Genomic DNA, 18,406 nt, shown 5'->3' with positions numbered 1-18,406 from the left:
TAACCGACATGTTTGTTATAGCGCTACTCTAAAAGATAAAGGGTATCGCGTAAAATGATATATATGGTTTGCTCTGTTGCGTTTCTTGCAACGATTAATCCCATACAAAGTGAGGCAATAATAGCGCTTTATTAGCAGGTATCCAGCTTAATTAGATGAAAACTGTTCCTGATCACCATTTTGGGTCATAACTGTATGTTAAATAAACAAAAAGTGGGCTTGTTGCGATTAATTTTGCATATGCGTGAAATAGTGCTTGCTAAAGGGGAAGGGGATCTATAATATTCGCGCCACATTGATGCGGGGTGGAGCAGCTTGGTAGCTCGTCGGGCTCATAACCCGAAGGTCGTTGGTTCAAATCCAGCCCCCGCTACCAAATTCAGATTAAGCCGATTTAGTTAGTTCTAAGTCGGCTTTTTCGTTTCTGGGGTATGGTGATTTGAGTGGATCAGCTTGGTAGCTCGTCGGGCTCAGCTCTTGTAACCCCGGGCGAAGGTCGTTGGTTCAGCAATTACGAAGTCATTACCATCTAGCACGCAGTGCGCAGCCTACTAGATCGCCTTGGGGTAACAATCTTTGCTCTATTTTTCTCCGTACCTAATTGTTTTATGCGCATTACTGATCAATAAAGAATTGCTCCTAGCCACTAACTACTTACATCTAGTCACTAGCCAAATACAGGGGCTGTCGATAAGCGCCCCAATTGCCGTGACTTTCTTCAAAACGGCCTGGTAAGGGTTCACCACAGCCAACACAACAGCCAGATTTAAGATTCCACTCTCCTAGCTGATACCAATCTCGTTCAATCAAACGTAATCCGCAGTTGTGGCAGTAGGTTGAGCTACCAGAAGTGTCATGTACGTTACCCGTGTAAACGTACCTCAACCCGTTTTTTATCGCTATTTCTCGCGCACGCGTTAGGGTTGATGCAGGTGTTCGATCTTTGTCTCTCATTTTCCAATCAGGGTGAAAAGCAGAGAAATGTAGTGGGATGCTGGGACCAAGGTTGTTGTAAATCCATTGGGTCATTGCATCGATCTCTTCATTACTATCATTTTGATCTGGAATAAGCAGGGTTGTGATCTCAAACCATACTGCGGTTTCTTTATGAAGGTAGAGAAGAGTATCTAGAACGGGAGTGAGACTGGCTCCACAAAGCTTTTTGTAAAATCGTTCCGAAAACGCTTTTAGATCTATATTTGCAGCATCCATATGCTCAAAAAAGCGAGGGCGCGCTATATCGGTAATATAACCCGCGCTAACTGCAATAGAGTTAATTTGATATTCATGGCATGCAATCGCAACATCTTCAGCGTATTCGAGAAAGATCACTGGATCGTTATAGGTATACGCGATTGAACGGCAATGATGTTCCTGACAGTATTTTGCTAATTGTTCTGGGCTGGCTGCATCGGCAAGCCTATCCATCTCTCGGGCTTTGCTTATATCCCAATTTTGACAAAACTTACAGGTAAGATTGCAACCGGCTGTACCGAAAGATAATACGGGAGTCCCCGGTAGGTAATGATTTAGTGGCTTTTTCTCTATAGGGTCTATACAAAATCCACTGGAGCGCCCATAAGTGTATAGGCGCATCCGGCCACCTTCATGACCACGCACAAAACAGAGACCACGCTGTCCGTCTGACAACTTGCAAAAACGTGGGCATAGATCACATTGAATTTTGTTTTGATCAAGTTCATGCCAGAACCCCACTTCAATGACACTCATACTGGGTTCCTAATTGGGTAATTAATCGCTGATGTTTTAAAAACTTTCGTAACTTATTTCTATACTTGAAGAGTAGGACGGCCCGTGAATGTTAGCAATCAAACTAGTTTCATGTGCTCTTGTATAATAGGACATACAACGGAGAAGCTTGTGAATACTCGTCAGCCAGCCGTGTCCGGTTTGTTTTACCCAGATGATGCTAGAGAATTGGCATGTGAAGTAGATACTTTATTAAGGCAAGAGCAGAGAGAAGTGGTCCCGAACTTAAGGGCTCTAATAGTCCCTCATGCTGGATATATTTATTCAGGAAGTGTCGCAGCCGCAGCTTATAGTTGTATCCCTCATGATTCACCGTTTAAGTACATTTTATTAATCGGGCCAAGCCATCGAGTGGCATTTCAAGGTATGGCGGTTCCTTTGGCTGATCAATTCAATACTCCACTTGGTAACATCGCTATCGCTGCGGATAGAGTCAGCGAATTAGTTGATAAAGGCTTTGTTAGTTACAACGACCTTGCGCATAGGCAAGAGCATAGTCTTGAAGTCCAATTACCATTTATTCAGCAAATCGATATTAAAGCGGATTTAATACCCGTTGTCGTTGGAAATGCAACGGCAAGTGAAGTCGGCAAGATAATCTTGCCTGCATTACAAGATTCAGAGGTACTCACCGTTATCAGTACGGACTTGAGTCATTACCATTCTTACGTTCAAGCTAAGTTAATCGACGAAAACACCAATAAACGAATTATTGATGGTGATACTGATATCAGAGGTGATGAAGCTTGCGGATACATGGGCCTTAATGGTTTATTGTTGGCATTAGCTTCCACTGACTTAAAACCACATCTATTGCAAACCAGTAACTCTGGAGACAGCGCGGGGGATAAGGCTCGTGTCGTAGGGTACGGAGCTTATGCCATCTACTGAATTCAGTCACGAACAGCAAAAGTTGATGATTGAAATTGTTCAAGATTCAATTGCATCGAAGCTTGAGTTACAGTCAAAAAATGAGCCCATAGATTATGATTCAATTTCAAAACTGTCATGGCTTAATAAGTCTGCTGCAACCTTTGTGACTTTATCTATCAATGGCGAGCTACGAGGTTGTATCGGTACATTAGAAGCACGACGGTCGTTACTCAAAGATCTACAGAGCAATGCAGTGAACGCAGCCTTTTATGATTCTCGTTTTGAGCCTGTTTCTGTAAGTGAATATGAGGCGCTTTGTATACATATATCTGTTTTAACGGCTCCAGTAGAATTAAGCGTATTAAACGAGAAAGAACTGCTTGGTTACTTAAGGCCGGGAATTGATGGACTAATAATTGAAGAAAGAGGGCATCGAGCCACATTTCTACCTCAAGTTTGGCAGCAGTTATCTACGCCACTTTCATTTCTGCAGAGATTGAAGTTAAAAGCGGGTCTACCGATAGATTACTGGAGTGAATATATGCGCTTTTATACCTACCAGGCGATAGATGTGTTTGATCACGATAGACACATCAGAAATTAATAGTTTAGATAATCATCACTTTGGTTTTGTCGTTGTTGCTTTAGCTCGGTAGCAGCCGCTGCTTTTTGTAGCTTTTCGTCACTCCACATTGATACTTCGGAAGGTTTCATACCTTTTGAGACCATAGTTCCGTCGCCCGGATGTGTTATTTCTACCTGTCCATGTTCGTTCTTGATGTAAACCCCTTTACCTTCCAACATAGTTACATCCAGTGCATCTGAGAAGATCATCCCTCCCCAGAACTCCGTGCCACGCACTCCAATAGTCGCTAATGGTGTGTGTATTTCGAATTTTGGCTGGGATTGTTTACCTATTGAGCCGGTTAGGGTTCTAAAAGCACCTTTCAGCATTTTAAAACTGACGTCTGAAGTTTGGTTTTTTTTATCAAATTGATATTTGGATAGCTCAAATTGGGTGTTTTCGGCCAGAGATATAGTTGTTTTATCAGCTAGTTTGATCAAAATCTTACTACCAACAGGGGTGATTAAAACGTCTTCAATAAATAGGGGATCATTCCTTTTGATGAAAAGATGCTGATTCTGGCGTTCTACAAGTGGTTTTCCTTGGATAAGCACAACCTCACCAATTTCATTATTGGCAGCCACAGGATTGGAAATAAAACAGAACAATAACAAGAGAATGCGTGAAAAATTGGAGAGAAGTGACATCTTTATGCTCCATGCTCTTTGAGTCAGATAAACACAAGGTACTTAGGGTTAATTGTGACATCAATTCTGTAGATGGCAATTGAATCACCATTTTTGATCTTGCCATAAAGTGAAGTTTGTCCTTTTCATGACACCAATTTATTTATTGCCTCAAGAAGTTTTCGTAACAGAATTTACTCTAAACAACATACAATTTTTGTAGCTATTTTTTGTGTTACCCTCTGTTAGTTCAAAAAAATTACTTAACAGTTGAGAATGGAATCGTAAACTATGGTCATAATCCCAACCGAGAAGAAATTTGATTGGCGAAGACCGCCTTTTGTGCTGTTTTTCTTGGTTATATTGAATGTGCTTGTGTTCTTCTTCGCGCAAGATAAAGACGAAGAGATGATCAACGATGCGATTTCTCGCTACTCAGAGCTTCAGTATTTCGATGCTGAGTGGAATATGTACCTTAACTACCTCAAAGAAGATGGGGTCGCTGATAAGCAGATAGCCGAATATCAAAATCTACATCAATCAGGGAAGACACTTGAATTAAGTTACTATTTGTTAAGTGACTTAAATTTCTTTGAATACCTCCGCTATAACCAAGTACGTTTTGATGAACCGGGTAGCGGTGATTATTGGGTCAATCGTTCTGAGCTATATGATCTCATTTCTAGTACCACTATTTTTGGCCATGGTTTAAAACCCAAAGCATTTTCACCGCTTGATTTAGTGACTTATCAGTTCCTTCATGGCGATTTCTTCCACCTTATAGGCAATATATTCTTTTTAGTAATTTTTGGTTTCGCCGTAGAGGCCGCTATAGGCCATCTTCGCTTCTTGCTCTTTTATCTACTTGGCGGAATCGCCGGTGGGGTACTTTTCTTATTTGTTAACTCACAAAGCCCAAGTGCTTTAGTTGGAGCCTCAGGTTCAATTTCTGCGGTTATGGCAATGTATTTAGGTGTTTTCCGTTTTAGGAAGATAGAGTTTTTCTATTGGTTCTTCATCTTTGTTGGCTTCATGCGTGCGCCAGCTCTATGGGTATTAGGGCTTTATATTGCAAACGAGCTTTATCAGTTTGCCACTGTAACCGACTCTAACGTCGCTTTCATGGCGCATACGGGTGGATTTATCGCAGGTGCATTACTTATTTTTACGACAATTTTAGTTTCGCCAAAAGTACTGGATGAAGAATACCTTGAAAAAGAGGAAGACCTTGCAGAAGACGTTAAGGCGCGAGACAAGATATACCATCTATTGGGTAAATTCTCCTTTAAAACAGCTATTTCAGCCATTGATGAGTTTGAAGAAAAGTACGGTTCTGATTTTGAACTGAGGCGCGTCAAGTATGAAATTCTAAAGGCACAGCATAACGATAATTATCGACTAGTGGCTTTACAACTTTTAACTTACGAAAAGCCGACAGCTGAAGAGCTCGATAAGATAGAAGAGCTGTGGCACAGCAGTTCTTTTGCTCAAGAAGAGCTTAAGAATGATGAGCTATTACAGTTAGCTTGGAAAATGGTGACGCTTTCAAGTCTTAAAACTTCTGAAGAGATTTTCACCATGCTGTATAGCCGTGGAATGAAAACTGAGGAATTTAGCCATTTGGCTAGAAAGCTATCAGTAGCATTTGGTGAAAGGGAGCACGATGCCAAATGTAAACGCTATGCAACTGCTGCGGATGAGATTTACGAACGTAGCCGTCGTGGTTTATTTAATTAGTCGTTAGGGTTTATATGGATCATTGTAAATACCACCCTTTAAAAGCCTCAACTTATCACTGTAATGCGTGTCATCTTAGTGTATGTGATAGTTGTGTCGATGAAACAGATGAAGATATTCGTTGCGTTCGTTGTGGTGAAAAATTAGACAGCTTAGGTGCCGGAGCTAATATTGAGCCTTTTTGGCGCAGGTTGGATCTGGCATTTCGATATCCGATGAATACCCAAGTATTGATGCTTATTTTGGGTGCATCAGTACTCTCAGCCGTAGGCGCATTTATTGGCGGTTTGATTGGCTTTATTCTTTCTGTTTTGGTTGCTGGGGTAACGACCAAATTTAGCTTCCTTTGCTTACAGCAAACTGCTGATGGCAGTATGAAAGCACCTTTAGTCGCTGAAGCTTATAGTGGCGGCGTTAAAATGATCATTCATATCATTGCCATTTTTTTAGCCATTGGGTTGATGATGCTGGCAGTTTCGAAGACGTTTGGTGATTTCGTCACGACTTCCTTTGCTATGTTTTGGTTATTTTCACTTCCAGCAGTTTTTATTAACTATGCGCGTTTTGAAAGTATAGGTGCGGCGATCAACCCAATTGAGTTGGTTAAATTGGTATGCAAATTAGGTCGATCCTATCTCATATTGCTTGCTTTTTTGTTGATCATGATTGCATCGGTTGCGACGCTCAATCAGCTTTTTTCAGATTTCTATTTCTTTTCAAACATATTGGAAAGCATTACCTCTTATTACTATCTAATCGTGATCTTTCATCTGATGGGCTACCTATTGTTCCAGAAGCAACGCGCTTTAGGCTTTGCTAGCCGGTTTGATGAAGATGAGATGCAGATCCGTACTGACAAACTGCATTTTATGGACAAGGTCGAGGTGTTGACGAAAGAGGGGCGCTTTGAGGATGTCTCATACGAATTTAAAGAGGGTATAAAACGGTTCCCTAAAGAATTGGATATCTTTAACCGATATTTTGATTACCTCTGTGCTATTCAAAATTCAGATGATACAAGTACCTTCATGCCGGCTTATCTTGAGTGCCTTAAGCAGTCTAATCGGGAATCATTAATTCCGGTTTTGATCCAACGCGTTTATCAATATGATCCTGGCTTCAAGCTAAATGACCCATCGACTCGTCATGAGATTGCTAAACACTGTTTTGAAGCAGGAAAGCACAAGTTAACAATTAAGTTACTTAATGGTCTTCATCGTGATTTTCCTCAGTATGAAGGTAAAGTTCAGGCTTATGAGTTGATGGCTGATGCGCTAGAAGCGATGCCGGGTAAAGCGCAACAGGCTGAAAGATTCAGAGAAATGGCGGCCAAGATGGCTGCTGTGCACTGATTGCACTGGCTATTTCGAGGTATAAAACAGGAGCCGAACGGCTCCTTGTTTTTTATTAGTTCATTCGTCGTTCAAGGCCTGCTTGAGCCATGATTCTTGTTGAGATCTCTTCAATCGAGAAGTTGGTGGTGTTGATCGTTGAAATATTTAGCTTCTTAAACAGTCGCTCAACTTCACGGACTTCGAAATCACACTGATCTAGTGAGGCGTATCGGCTATTCGGGCGACGTTCGTGACGAATCGCAGATAACTGAAATGGATCGATTGTTAGCCCGTAGAGCTTATGCTTGTGCTCCTCTAGCACTTCTGGAAGACGATTGAACTCCATATCTTCTTCGGTCAGAGGGTAGTTTGCTGCACGGATACCAAATTGCATCGCCATATATAGGCACGTCGGTGTCTTACCGCAGCGGGATACACCTACAAGGATGATATCCGCATTGGCGTATTGACGTGTACGCGCACCGTCATCGTTATCGATTGCAAAGTTCACGGAATCGATTCGGTCTTTGTAGCGAGTGCGCTCAACGATACCGTGGGATTTACCTACAGAATAATTGGAGTGAGCATCAAGCTCGTTTTCTAGCGGCTTAAGGAAACTGGAAAAAACATCGATCTTAAAGGCATTCGATTCGGCGATAATATTCCGAATGTCTTCATTAACAACCGTATCGAAGATTAGAGGGCGAGTGCCATGTTGTTCGGCAACTTGGTTAATCTTCTGTACGGCTTCGCGTGCTTTATCAACGTTATCTATGTAGGGAAGCGTAATCTGTTCGAATTCAATGCTATCAAACTGAGCAAGCAAACTATGCCCCAATGCTTCTGAGGTAAGACCTGTTCCGTCTGAAATAAAAAAAGCTGTTCGTTTCATTGTCTACTTACAATCTGCAACAAAAATATATGGCTGACTATACCAGATGTGGAGCAGGGTTGTGGCTCTGAAATATACTCATATTTCAAAGTCTGGTTATGATTTTATCAATAGTCTGATTGTCATCAAATTAATCCACCATATATGCGCTTTTTTCAGGGGATTTTTGCTGCTGAGTGCAGTAAGATCTGATCATTATTACAAGTAATAACTACACACCAGAGTAGGAGATATACAGTTGCAGAACTATGTACTGCGCCTAGATCAGGTAGGAATGAATGACGTAGAAAGAGTAGGTGGTAAAAACGCCTCTCTTGGCGAAATGTTACAAGAACTAACTGGCGCGAATGTAAAAGTGCCGAATGGTTTTGCAACTACGGCTGATGCCTATCGTGACTTCCTAACTCACGGCGGTCTAGAAGATAAGATTAACGCCAAGCTTAAAGAGCTTGATACTAATGATATCCAAGCATTAAAAGAGACCGGTAAGACGGTACGTGATTGGATCATGGAAGCTGAATTCCAGCCAGAACTAGATCAAGCGATCGAAGCGTACTGGGCTGATATGTCTGCTGACAACCAAGATATTGCTGTGGCGGTTCGTTCTTCTGCAACGGCTGAAGACCTTCCGGATGCTTCTTTTGCTGGTCAGCAGGAAACATTCTTAAACGTTCGCGGTCTTGCCAATGTTAAGCACGCGATCAAAGAAGTGTTCGCTTCTCTTTATAACGATCGTGCGATCTCTTACCGTGTACACCATGGTTTTGAGCACAGTGAAGTAGCGCTTTCTGCGGGTATCCAGCGCATGGTTCGCAGTGAAACTGGCTCTTCCGGAGTAATGTTTACGTTGGATACAGAGTCTGGTTTTAACCACGTAGTATTTATTACTTCTGCATACGGCTTAGGTGAAACCGTTGTACAAGGCGCGGTTAACCCAGATGAGTTTTACGTATATAAGCCAACCCTAAAAATGGGTGCACCAGCAATTATTCGTAAAACGATCGGTTCTAAAGCGATCAAGATGGTCTACTCTGAGCCGGGTTTAGACAATCCTGTATCCACTGTTCAAGTTGATCAGTCTGAGCGCCAACAGTTCTCCATCGATGATAACGATGTACAACAATTAGCAAAGATCGCCATTGAGATCGAAAACCACTACGGCCGCCCAATGGATATTGAGTGGGCCAAAGATGGCGATACAGGCGAGCTATTTGTCGTTCAGGCGCGTCCTGAAACTGTTAAGAGCCGCAGTAATCAGGCGGTGATTGAGCGTTATCTGCTTAAAGAAACTAGCCAAGTACTCGTTGAAGGCCGCTCTATCGGTCACAGAATTGGCTCTGGTAATGTACGTATTGTCCATGACCTCAATGAAATGGAAAAAGTACAGCCGGGTGAAGTGCTAGTTACTGATATGACAGACCCTGATTGGGAGCCTGTTATGAAGCGTGCTGCTGCTATCGTAACCAACCGCGGCGGTCGAACGTGCCATGCTGCCATTATTGCCCGTGAATTAGGTATTCCAGCTATCGTGGGTTGTGGTGATGCAACTGAGCAGTTTGTTGATGGTCAACTAGTTACAGTTTCTTGTGCCGAGGGTGATACGGGTCGAGTTTATGCTGGCAAACTAGATTATGAACACCAGTCCAACAGCGTAGAATCCATGCCTGATCTACCTTTCGAAATCATGATGAACGTGGGTAATCCTGATCGTGCATTTGATTTCCAGGCTCTACCAAACGCAGGTGTTGGTCTAGCGCGCCTTGAGTTCATTATTAACCGCATGATCGGTGTACACCCTAAAGCATTGATCAATTTCGATCAGCAGCCACCCGCATTGCAGCAGACGATCTCTCGTCGTATTTCAGGTTACAACAGCCCTGTCGATTTCTATGTCGATCGTCTGGTTGAAGGTATTTCTACACTTGCCGCTGCTTTCTATCCAAAGAAAGTGATCGTTCGTATGTCTGACTTTAAGTCGAACGAGTACGGTCATCTAATCGGTGGTGATGCATTTGAACCAAGTGAAGAAAACCCAATGCTTGGTTTCCGTGGTGCTGCACGATACATCTCTGAAAACTTCCGTGATTGCTTCGAACTCGAATGTCGTGCCCTTAAGCGCGTACGTGATGAGATGCAGCTTACAAACGTCGAAGTAATGATCCCGTTTGTACGTACTCCAGGTGAAGCGAAACAGGTTGTAGATCTGCTAGCTGCTAACGGTCTCAAACGTGGTCAGAACGGTTTACGTGTAATCATGATGTGTGAGATCCCATCCAACGCACTGCTTGCTGACGAGTTCCTAGAACACTTTGATGGCTTCTCTATTGGCTCTAACGATTTAACTCAGTTAACGCTAGGCTTGGATCGTGATTCTGGTGTTATAGCGCACCTATTTGATGAGCGAGATGAAGCGGTTAAGAAGCTGCTTTCAATGGCTATTTCAGCATGTAAGAAGCAGGGCAAGTACATCGGTATTTGCGGTCAAGGCCCATCCGATCATCCTGACCTAGCACGTTGGTTGATGGAGCAGGGAATTAGCACCGTATCTTTGAATCCTGATTCTGTACTCGATACTTGGTTCTTCTTGGCGAACAATCAGGAAAGCTGAAAACCCATATAAATCAAAGTGCTATTAAGGCTTCTTAATAGCGCTTTTTGCTTTTTGGAAGGCATGAAATGGTTTCAAATCAGCACTACTTACAGCCAGATAACAGCCTAGCAACAATGCAGTACCAGCCCCAACGAGATGTGCTTCACTAAACACCGCCCATCCTTCAGTTACAAAGACTGTATCTTGTATAAATATCTCAGTAACCGTTTTAACAGCGATCGCTATCAACGGTAGCCATGCGATAAAGCCTTTTTCCTCTCTTAACCATTGCCATGCTGCTAAACAGATTACAGTGTAGAGGATCCCAGATAAGCCACTGTATCGCGCTATATCTGTTAGTGGTGAAAGTAGAAAGATGGATAGGGTCACTAGGCTTGCAAGCAATCCATATATGAATAGCTTTGGGTTGCGATTCTCTAAATACACTCCCGCAGCTGTAAAGGTTATTAGATCCCAAAACAAATGTTCCGCTGAGCTATGTACCAGATGTGCCGTAATTAAGCGCCAGTACTGTTGTTGCTCTGTAATTAGGGCGTAATCAAAGCAAAGCCAAGAAAGCATAGGGAAGTTAGAACTTAGTAATCCGATACTCAAGACACTGACGATTATAGATAAGGTTATTAGCGGTTTTTTTGTTGGCTGTACCTTATCGTTAAGAGCATGACGAGAGTCACAACCGCCCCGAAGGGCAGTTGCGGTTGAAGTGAACACACTCATCATCGTTTCAGCTCTGTTTAGCGCTTAAAGCGACGAATTTGAACTAGTGCAATGGCTACAGCGATAAAGATAACTAACCATGGTGATACAGCACCGCCACCTGAACCTGAGCGTGTTGATGAAACACTTGGTCTAGTTTGGCTCTGGTTAGTCTGGTATTGTGATTGATCGACAAACATTGGCTGCTGAGTATCTACACGATTCTGCTGAGCAGTAATCGGTTGTTGTGCTCGGTTTTGACGAGCGGTCTGTTCTTTTTCAACGCGTTTTTGATTAGAGCGCTCAATATTCATCGCTTTGAATACTTCGTCTCTAACAACGATCATAGATGTGTAGTCAGTTACCAAGCCATATTCCACAGCGGTATCAACAATCGCTTGCTCAGCATCTTTGTCAGAGCCTAGGTAGTCCATCTCTGCTTGTAGCTCTTCAATGGCTGCATATGCCCATAAACGCTCCAATTCAGGGTTGTCAGTTGCAACGTCAGGTAGATTAAAGCTGGTCTTGTAGGTTTTCTTTTCACCGTTGATTGTGCCGGTTAGTTTTACTTCTGCCTTACCCGGTTTGTAATAGTGTCCAAATAGAGTTAGCTGTTGACCGTGGTAGAGGGTATTAGCTAGGCGCGGTTTAACCAGCTCTTTACTTCTCACGCCATCAATCTCGATCTGAATATCTCGCATAGAAGCATGCGCCATCTTGCCCTTAGCTATGTGAAGCTGACCACTAATATCGTCAGAGTTTGAAATCTCTAGAGCAAAGCCATTAGATACGCGTGTCATCTCTTCTAAAAGGGGACGGTTAGCACTATTACCCATAATAAAAGTAAACAGGCGGGCATCATGCTGCTCTAGTAGATCTAAAAATTTACTCTTTTCGGTCGTACCTACATTGGCAACGCCATCTGTAACAAGAACGACTGCAGTACTCCTATCTGAATCCAGTTGATTAATGCCGGTCTTAAGTCCCGCATATAGATTTGTACCGCTGCTTGGTTGGACCTGATCTAGCCGTTGTAATGTGTCTTTAATTGTTTGCTGATCAGCAGGTAGGTAGCCCTGAGTGAAACTCTGTGCTCGATTGTTAAACAATACGATCTTGAACCGATCATTTGGGTTTAACTGTGTCAGGCCGCTTCGAATGCCTTCAATCAGGGAAGAAAACTTACCTTGCATAGAGCCGGAGATATCTAGTACAAACACCCAATCTCGGCCTTGAGTTATTACAGGAAGGTCGTTACCCGGTGTCAGAGTCAGCTTATAAGTACCTTTACTCGAGTCGGCTTCTTTGTAAGCAAGCATATCCACGCTTGCGGGTAGGTTTTCAGCATGACGCCAGTACAGCAATATATCTTTATCTAGGGTCGTCACACTGCTATTGATAGGAGTTTCTGAGTTTTGAGTTTCATACTGTTCGGACAATTCTGCTTGCTCCAGATCTAGCTGCTGTTGCGTCAGGTGGTTAGCTGAATTGATCAAGCTAGCTTGCCATTCATAGGCATTAAGTTGTTGGAAGGATGCATTTGGGTGTTTAGGCATTCGTAAACCATCAACGGGATAGCTGGTTCTTAGCTTCACATCAAAAGAGAACTTCTCATTTACCGTTTCGTTACGATCCCAGAAGCTCAGTTTTTGCTCATCGACACCACCATCTTCAAGAGGGTATACGTATCGACCAATTCCAGTATCGGTCTGGGTATTTTGGATATAGACCAACTTGATTTTAACTTCTTGATTAGCCTTTACAGGAAAGACAGAGATATCGAACGTTTTGTATTGGTCTTTCTCTACGATCGCAGTTTCATTTCCCTTTTGTTTTTCCTGCTCGTAGATCTGTCGGGCACGCTGTTTCTCTACGACTTCACCTGTAACAGGTTGGCCATCAATCCAATAGCTAAATTCACCTACAGCCGCTTTATCTGGAACCGGGAAGGAGTAAATAGCTTCTAGATCAGTCGCGTTAGGGTTATGAAAAACTTGCTCAACTGTTGTGGTTGCGTACATATCTTCAATCACAACATCGACATGGTGTTCTTTGATTTTTAGCTCTTCATACCCTGCATTGCTCGGTTTTAATAGTCCTGCAGCATTACTGTATGGGCTCATCAAAAGAGCGCTGCCTAATGCTATCGCTGTGAATAGGCTGCTGCGTTTTAGGTTAGGAGTTGAGTGTTTCATCGCTTGTTCCTCATCTATTGATGGGAGCAAGATTGTGATGTTTAGGCGATTGTTAAAATGAAATTGAAATAGGTTTTAAATTAAACAGCTATGAGTATCAAAATATAATACCAACCTATTTATGAACTGGCCCGAAGATTGCTGACTATCCAATCTGAACATAGATTCCTTGTTATAATGGATTAACATAGGCGCAGTTAAATATGTATATCTCCAGTAGTTATCAGTCTTCTAGCTTAGTAGGCACAAATCCGAATGACTCCGGACAAAGTGCCGCTCTGGCAAACTCTGGCCGATCAGTCTCTGTCAGCGGCAATACCGTGTTCTTAACGGAAGAAGCTAAACAGTTAAGTGAATCTGAGTCTGTTTATACTCTCAGTACTGCCAAAGGTGATAAAGAGTACGATTTAGACACTTACTTCCAAGCGAAGCCAGCCCATGAAGGGGATATCTTCGATATTGAGGGTTTGTTGCTGCCAAATGAGCAGAACGTAAGCGCGTTACAGAATCACCTTTCAAAAGTGTTCCCCGATTTTTTGTCCCGTCACAACATTCCAGAAGCACCTGAATCGATCAATTATGACGGTAAAGGACAAATAGTTTTACCAGCTGATTACCCTTATGCCGATCAGCTTAAACAAGCATTGAAAGAAGAACCGGCTATCGCTAAAGAGCTAAGCACTGTTAATGCTTTGGCATCACACCTTGCGGCTTTCAAAGAGCTTGAGCCATACCGACAAGAGATGGATAAAGCCAATTCACAAGCAGAGATAGATGCCATTATCGACAAATACAGTTATTTGTTGGGCGATAACCGACAGTACCCGTCAGTTGAGCTCTCTTTCTCAGAAGAAGGGAAGCTAACAGTAACTAGTGAAGGCAGTGCTCTGGTTTAACTCCGTAAGTAAATGCCCAGCAATACTATTTAGAGATCTTTTTAAATAGCGAGTATTGCCATTGGCGGATGGCAAGTACCATGGTCGTACCACTTTTTTTCTGTTGCGGAGCAGAGTGGTCTTCCTGCATTAATTCGTTAAACTCTGCAGCGAGTCGCTCCATTTTCTTTTGCAAACGAGCATTGGAGCTATCGGTCAGGATCGCATTAGTCACGATCAGCTTTTCGTTAGCTTTATCGAAACGTGAGCTAAAGAAGTCCTGTTCAACTTTTTCTTGGAAAAATTGCTGGATAGGGCCATTAGGTAGCCAATGGAAATTAGGGGCAACCAAAAGTTTTACGCGGTTACCAGGCAGTAGATTGATAATCTTAAGGCGATCCAATTTAGCAAGCTTTTGAATGCATTCTGTTTCTGGAATGTCATAAGCATTGAGTATGTCAGAGAACGTCATTCCACTAATCACGCTAACTGTGATTAACAACAAAATCAGATCGTTCGCGATCTCTTTTTCTTGGTCTCTGGTTAATTGAGTTAGTTGGCACTGATCTTTACTCATCTTCTGTACAAGCTCAGATAGCTCGATATTAAGCATATCGCAGATAGCTTCTAGTCTTGTAAGGGTAAAGTTCTTTTCAGCAAAAAGTCGCTTTACAGACGCTTCACTTAAATCAAGAATTTCAGCAACATCCAAGTAAGTTTTACCTTGAGCTTTAAGTTCTCGCTTGAGTGTATCTATCAGTGGTCCAACTTGCGCCATAATTTATTCCTTAAGTTATGCTCACAGCGATCTTAACCGAAGCGCTTTATATATTCACGATAATCAATTGGTTATTACGACTCTTAAACATTAACTCTTGTCTAAACTATTAAGTATCACGCGTATTAGATTTGAAAATCGGGGTGGTTTAATGAGATTAGGGTGGGCCTTAGGCTTATTTTGCGTTGCTTGTAACTACCTGTATGCAGATTCTAATGATGCTAGAAACAACACTCAGTTTTTAACGCACAACCTCAAAAAGTCAGTATTTAAAGATTACTCAGGTGAAATTAGAGGTATCGAGCACGCAGGTCGTCGAGCATTTAACCTTGAATTAGTTAGAGCAATGTCTGACGTTAGAAAGCTACGTTTCGAGCCTGTTGAAGTACCTTTTTTAAGAGGTGTTGATCTCGTAAAACAGGGACCTAACTATGCAATCTTCAATATAAGCCGAAATGAAGAACGTGAGAACCAGTTTAAGTGGGTTGGTCCATTACAATCAGATAGTGTTCAGTTCTTTAAAAATACCAGCTACCCCAAGCAACTTACTTCTTATCTAGAATTTACAGAAGAGGTTAGAGTTTGTGTACTGCGGGGCAGCAGGCACGAGAGAATCCTAAAAGCTGAGACTCCTGTGTTGATCTTAGTGGCTAATAGCTACAACAGCTGTTTCAGACTGCTTGCTGAAGGGCGGGTCGATTACACGCCTGTTTCACTGCACGAGGTATCGAATGTTTTCAAAACTAGCGGTGTTTCAGAAAAAATCATCAAAAAGACGCCAATCGTTTTATATCGAAGTGAAGGTTATATCGCTTTTTCAAAACAGACTCCTGATGAGGAGATCGCTGAATGGCAGAGTGCATTAGACCAGTTAAAAAAAGACGGTGAATACGATCGATTGGCAAATCAGTATTTATACCCCAGAGAATAACGTATACATCCTTCATTATTCTGTTGTAGTTTATTCTCCAAAGTTACTTACATGATGCTAACTTCATGTAATACAACATCTATTCTTAGGGATCTTTTATGTCAAAAACAGTCGTAATTACAGGTGCTAGCCGCGGTATAGGTTTGTCTTTCAGCGCGTTATACAAATCTAAGGGATATAAGGTTTTTGCTGCGTGCCGTACTTGTTCTCCTGAGCTGAAACAGCTAGGTGTTGAAGTCATTGGTGAAGTTGATGTTGCAAAGAATGAAGGTTTAGAGAAGTTAAAAACGGCTTTAACGGGCATCAAAATTGATCTGCTGATTAACAATGCCGGTATTTTACGTAATGAGATTCTTGGCAATTTGAATGTCGAAACCATTCGCGATCAATTTGAAACCAATGCATTAGCGCCTTTATTGGTAACGGAGACGTTACTAGATAATTTATCAAATTCAGCAAAAGTAGCGCTAATTACAAGTCGTATGGGATCTATCACTGATAATACCAGCGGCGGTCGATATGGTTACCGCATGTCGAAAGCAGCTCTGAATATCGCGGGTATGTCCTTAGCACGCGATCTGGAACCAAGAGGTGTAGCCGTTGCGATCTTGCACCCTGGACTAGTCGGAACAGAAATGATTGGCGGAGTAGGCGATATAACACCAGATCAGGCTGCGGAAAGGCTTTCTCAGCGTATTGAAGAGCTTAATCTCGAAAATACAGGAACATTCTGGCATTCAAACGGTGAAGTCTTACCTTGGTAAGTAAAAGCTAGTTATTTAATATCTGGTGCTTTTCGAGTAACCGATATAAAGATGAACGTGAAGTCTCTAATATAGATGCAGCAACGGTCACGTTATTGTTAGCGTGCCTTAATGCATTAAGAATTGCAGCTTTTTCAGCCCTGCTTTTTGCTTCTTCTAGTGGCATGAGACGGCGTTCATCTTCTCTTCTATCTAGCCCCATATCCTTGGCCGTAATTATCATGCTGTCAGACATAATAGCGGCATTACATACCCGATTTATTAGTTCACGGATGTTACCTGACCAGTGGTTTTGACCCATCAACTTCAGAGCAGCTGAACTAAATTTCTTTTTCTTTAAGTCATTTTCTTTGGTATATCGCTCTAAATAATAATTCGCTATTCGCTGTATATCTTCTGAACCTCTGGATTGAAGGTTAGGTACATCGAGTGGTAGGACATTTAGGCGGTAATATAAGTCTTCTCTAAATCGTCCTTCTTTCACAGCCTCTTCAAGATTGACATGCGTGGCTGCAATGACCCGAGCATTGGCATGAATTGTTTTGGTGCTTCCTAGGCGTTCTATGGTTTTAGTCTCAAGAAAACGCAACAAAATAACTTGCATATCTAGAGGTAAATCACCAATTTCATCTAAAAATATTGTACTGTCATGTGCTTCTTCAAATCGGCCTATACGCCTTGAATCTGCACCTGTAAATGCACCTTTTTCATGTCCAAAAAGTTCCGACTGTATAAGAGTTGCCGGTAGGGCTGCGCAATTCACTGCGATAAATGGTTTATCACTTCGATCTGAATATTCGTGAATATATTTTGCGAATAATTCTTTCCCTGTACCGCTTTCACCTATTAGCAAAGCAGGTGCTTCAACTCTTGCAGCTTTAGAACACTTAAGAAGAATTTCCTTAAAGACAGGGCTTTCACCAATAAGGCATTTGTTGTCTTTTTTGAAGGCTGATGTGAGTGTTTTGTTTCTCAGTTTAGTCATACCTAACGCATGACCTAGAATGATACCAAGTCTTTCAATTTCAACAGGATAGGTGTGATAATCAAAACAATAATGACTAATTAAAGATGCGATTTGAGGGTTATCTATAAAGGGCTTAGGTAGAAGCAGAATCCAAAGAATATTTTCGTCGTAGGACAATATATCTTTGAGTTCTTGAAGTACTTTATCGTCGAGAAAGTGACAAGCAGCAATGCCCAGTTGAAATCGCTTAGAAGCCATCAATTGCTTGGCGCTTTGTGAATCTGTTGCAGCGAGAACATGGTTATTTAGAACGCGAACATTTTCTAAATCTGGAAGGTCATGGTTTTCTTCAGTCCTAGGCCTGAAGTAAATAATATGGCTACCTTCATGAGAGTCATTTTGTTGACTGACTATGGCTGGATTTACCGCTGAAGCCACATAAGATTCACTTTCGAGTTGTTTTTCCATAAGAATCAGCCCTGTGTTCTCTTATCTTCCTTGTAGTTAAGCGAGCTTTAAACCTAAAACAACTTAAGACGAAATTGAAAAGCCCATGAAGCTTACACCATAGGCCAAAAGCCATGGCTTAATATTGGTTTTATTATATTGCTCGATGATTTCCTTCCGTAAATAAGCATTGATGCCAAATGACTTACTGTCAATTAATCTTTAAAAGATTTAAACAATTGTTTGATTATCTTTTCTATTCAAGATTCTTAAATATGAGACAGT

At 41.9% G+C, this 18,406-nt stretch carries 15 protein-coding genes and 1 tRNA gene; 9 read left to right on the top strand and 7 right to left on the bottom strand.

Annotation, left to right across the window (positions count from 1 at the left end):
* Nucleotides 1-299 precede the first annotated feature (299 nt).
* A tRNA-Met gene (locus tag ACMXYU_RS08325) sits at nucleotides 300-376 on the top strand.
* A gap of 284 nt (nucleotides 377-660) precedes the next feature.
* Here ACMXYU_RS08325 and amrS read toward each other — a convergent pair.
* A complete protein-coding gene (amrS, locus tag ACMXYU_RS08320) occupies nucleotides 661-1,731 on the bottom strand; it encodes an AmmeMemoRadiSam system radical SAM enzyme (RefSeq protein ID WP_415898287.1) in 1,071 nt (356 codons plus the stop codon).
* Between the two features lie 150 nt (nucleotides 1,732-1,881).
* On the opposite strand from amrS, the gene amrB reads away from it, so the two are divergent.
* Complete coding sequence (amrB, locus tag ACMXYU_RS08315) at nucleotides 1,882-2,661, top strand: AmmeMemoRadiSam system protein B (protein ID WP_415898286.1); 780 nt, start codon at nucleotides 1,882-1,884, stop codon at nucleotides 2,659-2,661.
* A complete protein-coding gene (gene amrA, locus ACMXYU_RS08310; protein ID WP_415898285.1) occupies nucleotides 2,648-3,247 on the top strand; it encodes an AmmeMemoRadiSam system protein A in 600 nt (199 codons plus the stop codon). The genes amrB and amrA overlap by 14 nt, the downstream gene beginning before the upstream one ends.
* Here the strand turns inward: amrA and ACMXYU_RS08305 are convergent.
* Nucleotides 3,244-3,915 (bottom strand): FecR domain-containing protein, encoded by a 672-nt coding sequence (locus tag ACMXYU_RS08305; protein ID WP_415898284.1) that lies wholly within the window; start codon nucleotides 3,913-3,915, stop codon nucleotides 3,244-3,246. The genes amrA and ACMXYU_RS08305 overlap by 4 nt on opposite strands.
* Nucleotides 3,916-4,185: 270 nt before the next feature.
* Between ACMXYU_RS08305 and ACMXYU_RS08300 the strand changes: the two genes are divergently transcribed.
* A complete protein-coding gene (locus ACMXYU_RS08300) occupies nucleotides 4,186-5,631 on the top strand; it encodes a rhomboid family intramembrane serine protease (RefSeq protein ID WP_415898283.1) in 1,446 nt (481 codons plus the stop codon).
* Between the two features lie 14 nt (nucleotides 5,632-5,645).
* Nucleotides 5,646-6,983 carry a hypothetical protein gene (locus ACMXYU_RS08295; protein WP_415898282.1) on the top strand — a complete coding sequence of 446 codons (1,338 nt, stop codon included), beginning with the start codon at nucleotides 5,646-5,648 and terminating at the stop codon, nucleotides 6,981-6,983.
* A gap of 55 nt (nucleotides 6,984-7,038) precedes the next feature.
* On the opposite strand, the gene ACMXYU_RS08290 is transcribed toward ACMXYU_RS08295, so the two are convergent.
* A complete protein-coding gene (locus ACMXYU_RS08290) occupies nucleotides 7,039-7,857 on the bottom strand; it encodes a pyruvate, water dikinase regulatory protein (RefSeq protein ID WP_415898281.1) in 819 nt (272 codons plus the stop codon).
* 238 nt (nucleotides 7,858-8,095) lie between these two features.
* On the opposite strand from ACMXYU_RS08290, the gene ppsA reads away from it, so the two are divergent.
* The gene (gene ppsA, locus ACMXYU_RS08285) at nucleotides 8,096-10,465 is read left to right on the top strand and encodes a phosphoenolpyruvate synthase (RefSeq protein ID WP_415898280.1); all 2,370 of its coding nucleotides are present in this window, start codon (nucleotides 8,096-8,098) and stop codon (nucleotides 10,463-10,465) included.
* Nucleotides 10,466-10,489: 24 nt separating this feature from the next.
* Here ppsA and rrtA read toward each other — a convergent pair whose 3' ends face one another.
* Entirely contained in the window at nucleotides 10,490-11,185 is a 696-nt protein-coding gene (gene rrtA, locus ACMXYU_RS08280; RefSeq protein WP_415898279.1) for a rhombosortase, read from the bottom strand.
* Between the two features lie 17 nt (nucleotides 11,186-11,202).
* Nucleotides 11,203-13,359, bottom strand: a complete 2,157-nt coding sequence (locus ACMXYU_RS08275; protein ID WP_415898278.1) for a VIT and vWA domain-containing protein — start codon at nucleotides 13,357-13,359, stop codon at nucleotides 11,203-11,205.
* Nucleotides 13,360-13,562: 203 nt separating this feature from the next.
* Here ACMXYU_RS08275 and ACMXYU_RS08270 point away from each other — a divergent pair, with 203 nt between their 5' ends.
* Entirely contained in the window at nucleotides 13,563-14,255 is a 693-nt protein-coding gene (locus tag ACMXYU_RS08270; protein ID WP_415898276.1) for a hypothetical protein, read from the top strand.
* A 25-nt stretch (nucleotides 14,256-14,280) separates the two neighbouring features.
* Here ACMXYU_RS08270 and ACMXYU_RS08265 read toward each other — a convergent pair whose 3' ends face one another.
* Nucleotides 14,281-15,012, bottom strand: a complete 732-nt coding sequence (locus ACMXYU_RS08265; protein ID WP_415898275.1) for a helix-turn-helix domain-containing protein — start codon at nucleotides 15,010-15,012, stop codon at nucleotides 14,281-14,283.
* A gap of 151 nt (nucleotides 15,013-15,163) precedes the next feature.
* Between ACMXYU_RS08265 and ACMXYU_RS08260 the strand changes: the two genes are divergently transcribed.
* Entirely contained in the window at nucleotides 15,164-15,943 is a 780-nt protein-coding gene (locus ACMXYU_RS08260) for a substrate-binding periplasmic protein (protein ID WP_415898274.1), read from the top strand.
* A gap of 98 nt (nucleotides 15,944-16,041) precedes the next feature.
* The gene (locus tag ACMXYU_RS08255; protein WP_415898273.1) at nucleotides 16,042-16,707 is read left to right on the top strand and encodes an SDR family oxidoreductase; all 666 of its coding nucleotides are present in this window, start codon (nucleotides 16,042-16,044) and stop codon (nucleotides 16,705-16,707) included.
* Between the two features lie 7 nt (nucleotides 16,708-16,714).
* Here the strand turns inward: ACMXYU_RS08255 and ACMXYU_RS08250 are convergent, their stop codons facing one another.
* Nucleotides 16,715-18,142 carry a sigma 54-interacting transcriptional regulator gene (locus ACMXYU_RS08250; RefSeq protein WP_415898272.1) on the bottom strand — a complete coding sequence of 476 codons (1,428 nt, stop codon included), beginning with the start codon at nucleotides 18,140-18,142 and terminating at the stop codon, nucleotides 16,715-16,717.
* Nucleotides 18,143-18,406 lie beyond the last annotated feature (264 nt).

The sequence above is a fragment of the Neptuniibacter sp. QD48_11 genome, assembly GCF_047778095.1.
Classification (GTDB): domain Bacteria; phylum Pseudomonadota; class Gammaproteobacteria; order Pseudomonadales; family Balneatricaceae; genus Neptuniibacter.
The sequence above is the reverse complement of the archived record's forward strand: the minus strand, read 5'-3'. Positions and strand labels throughout refer to the sequence as shown.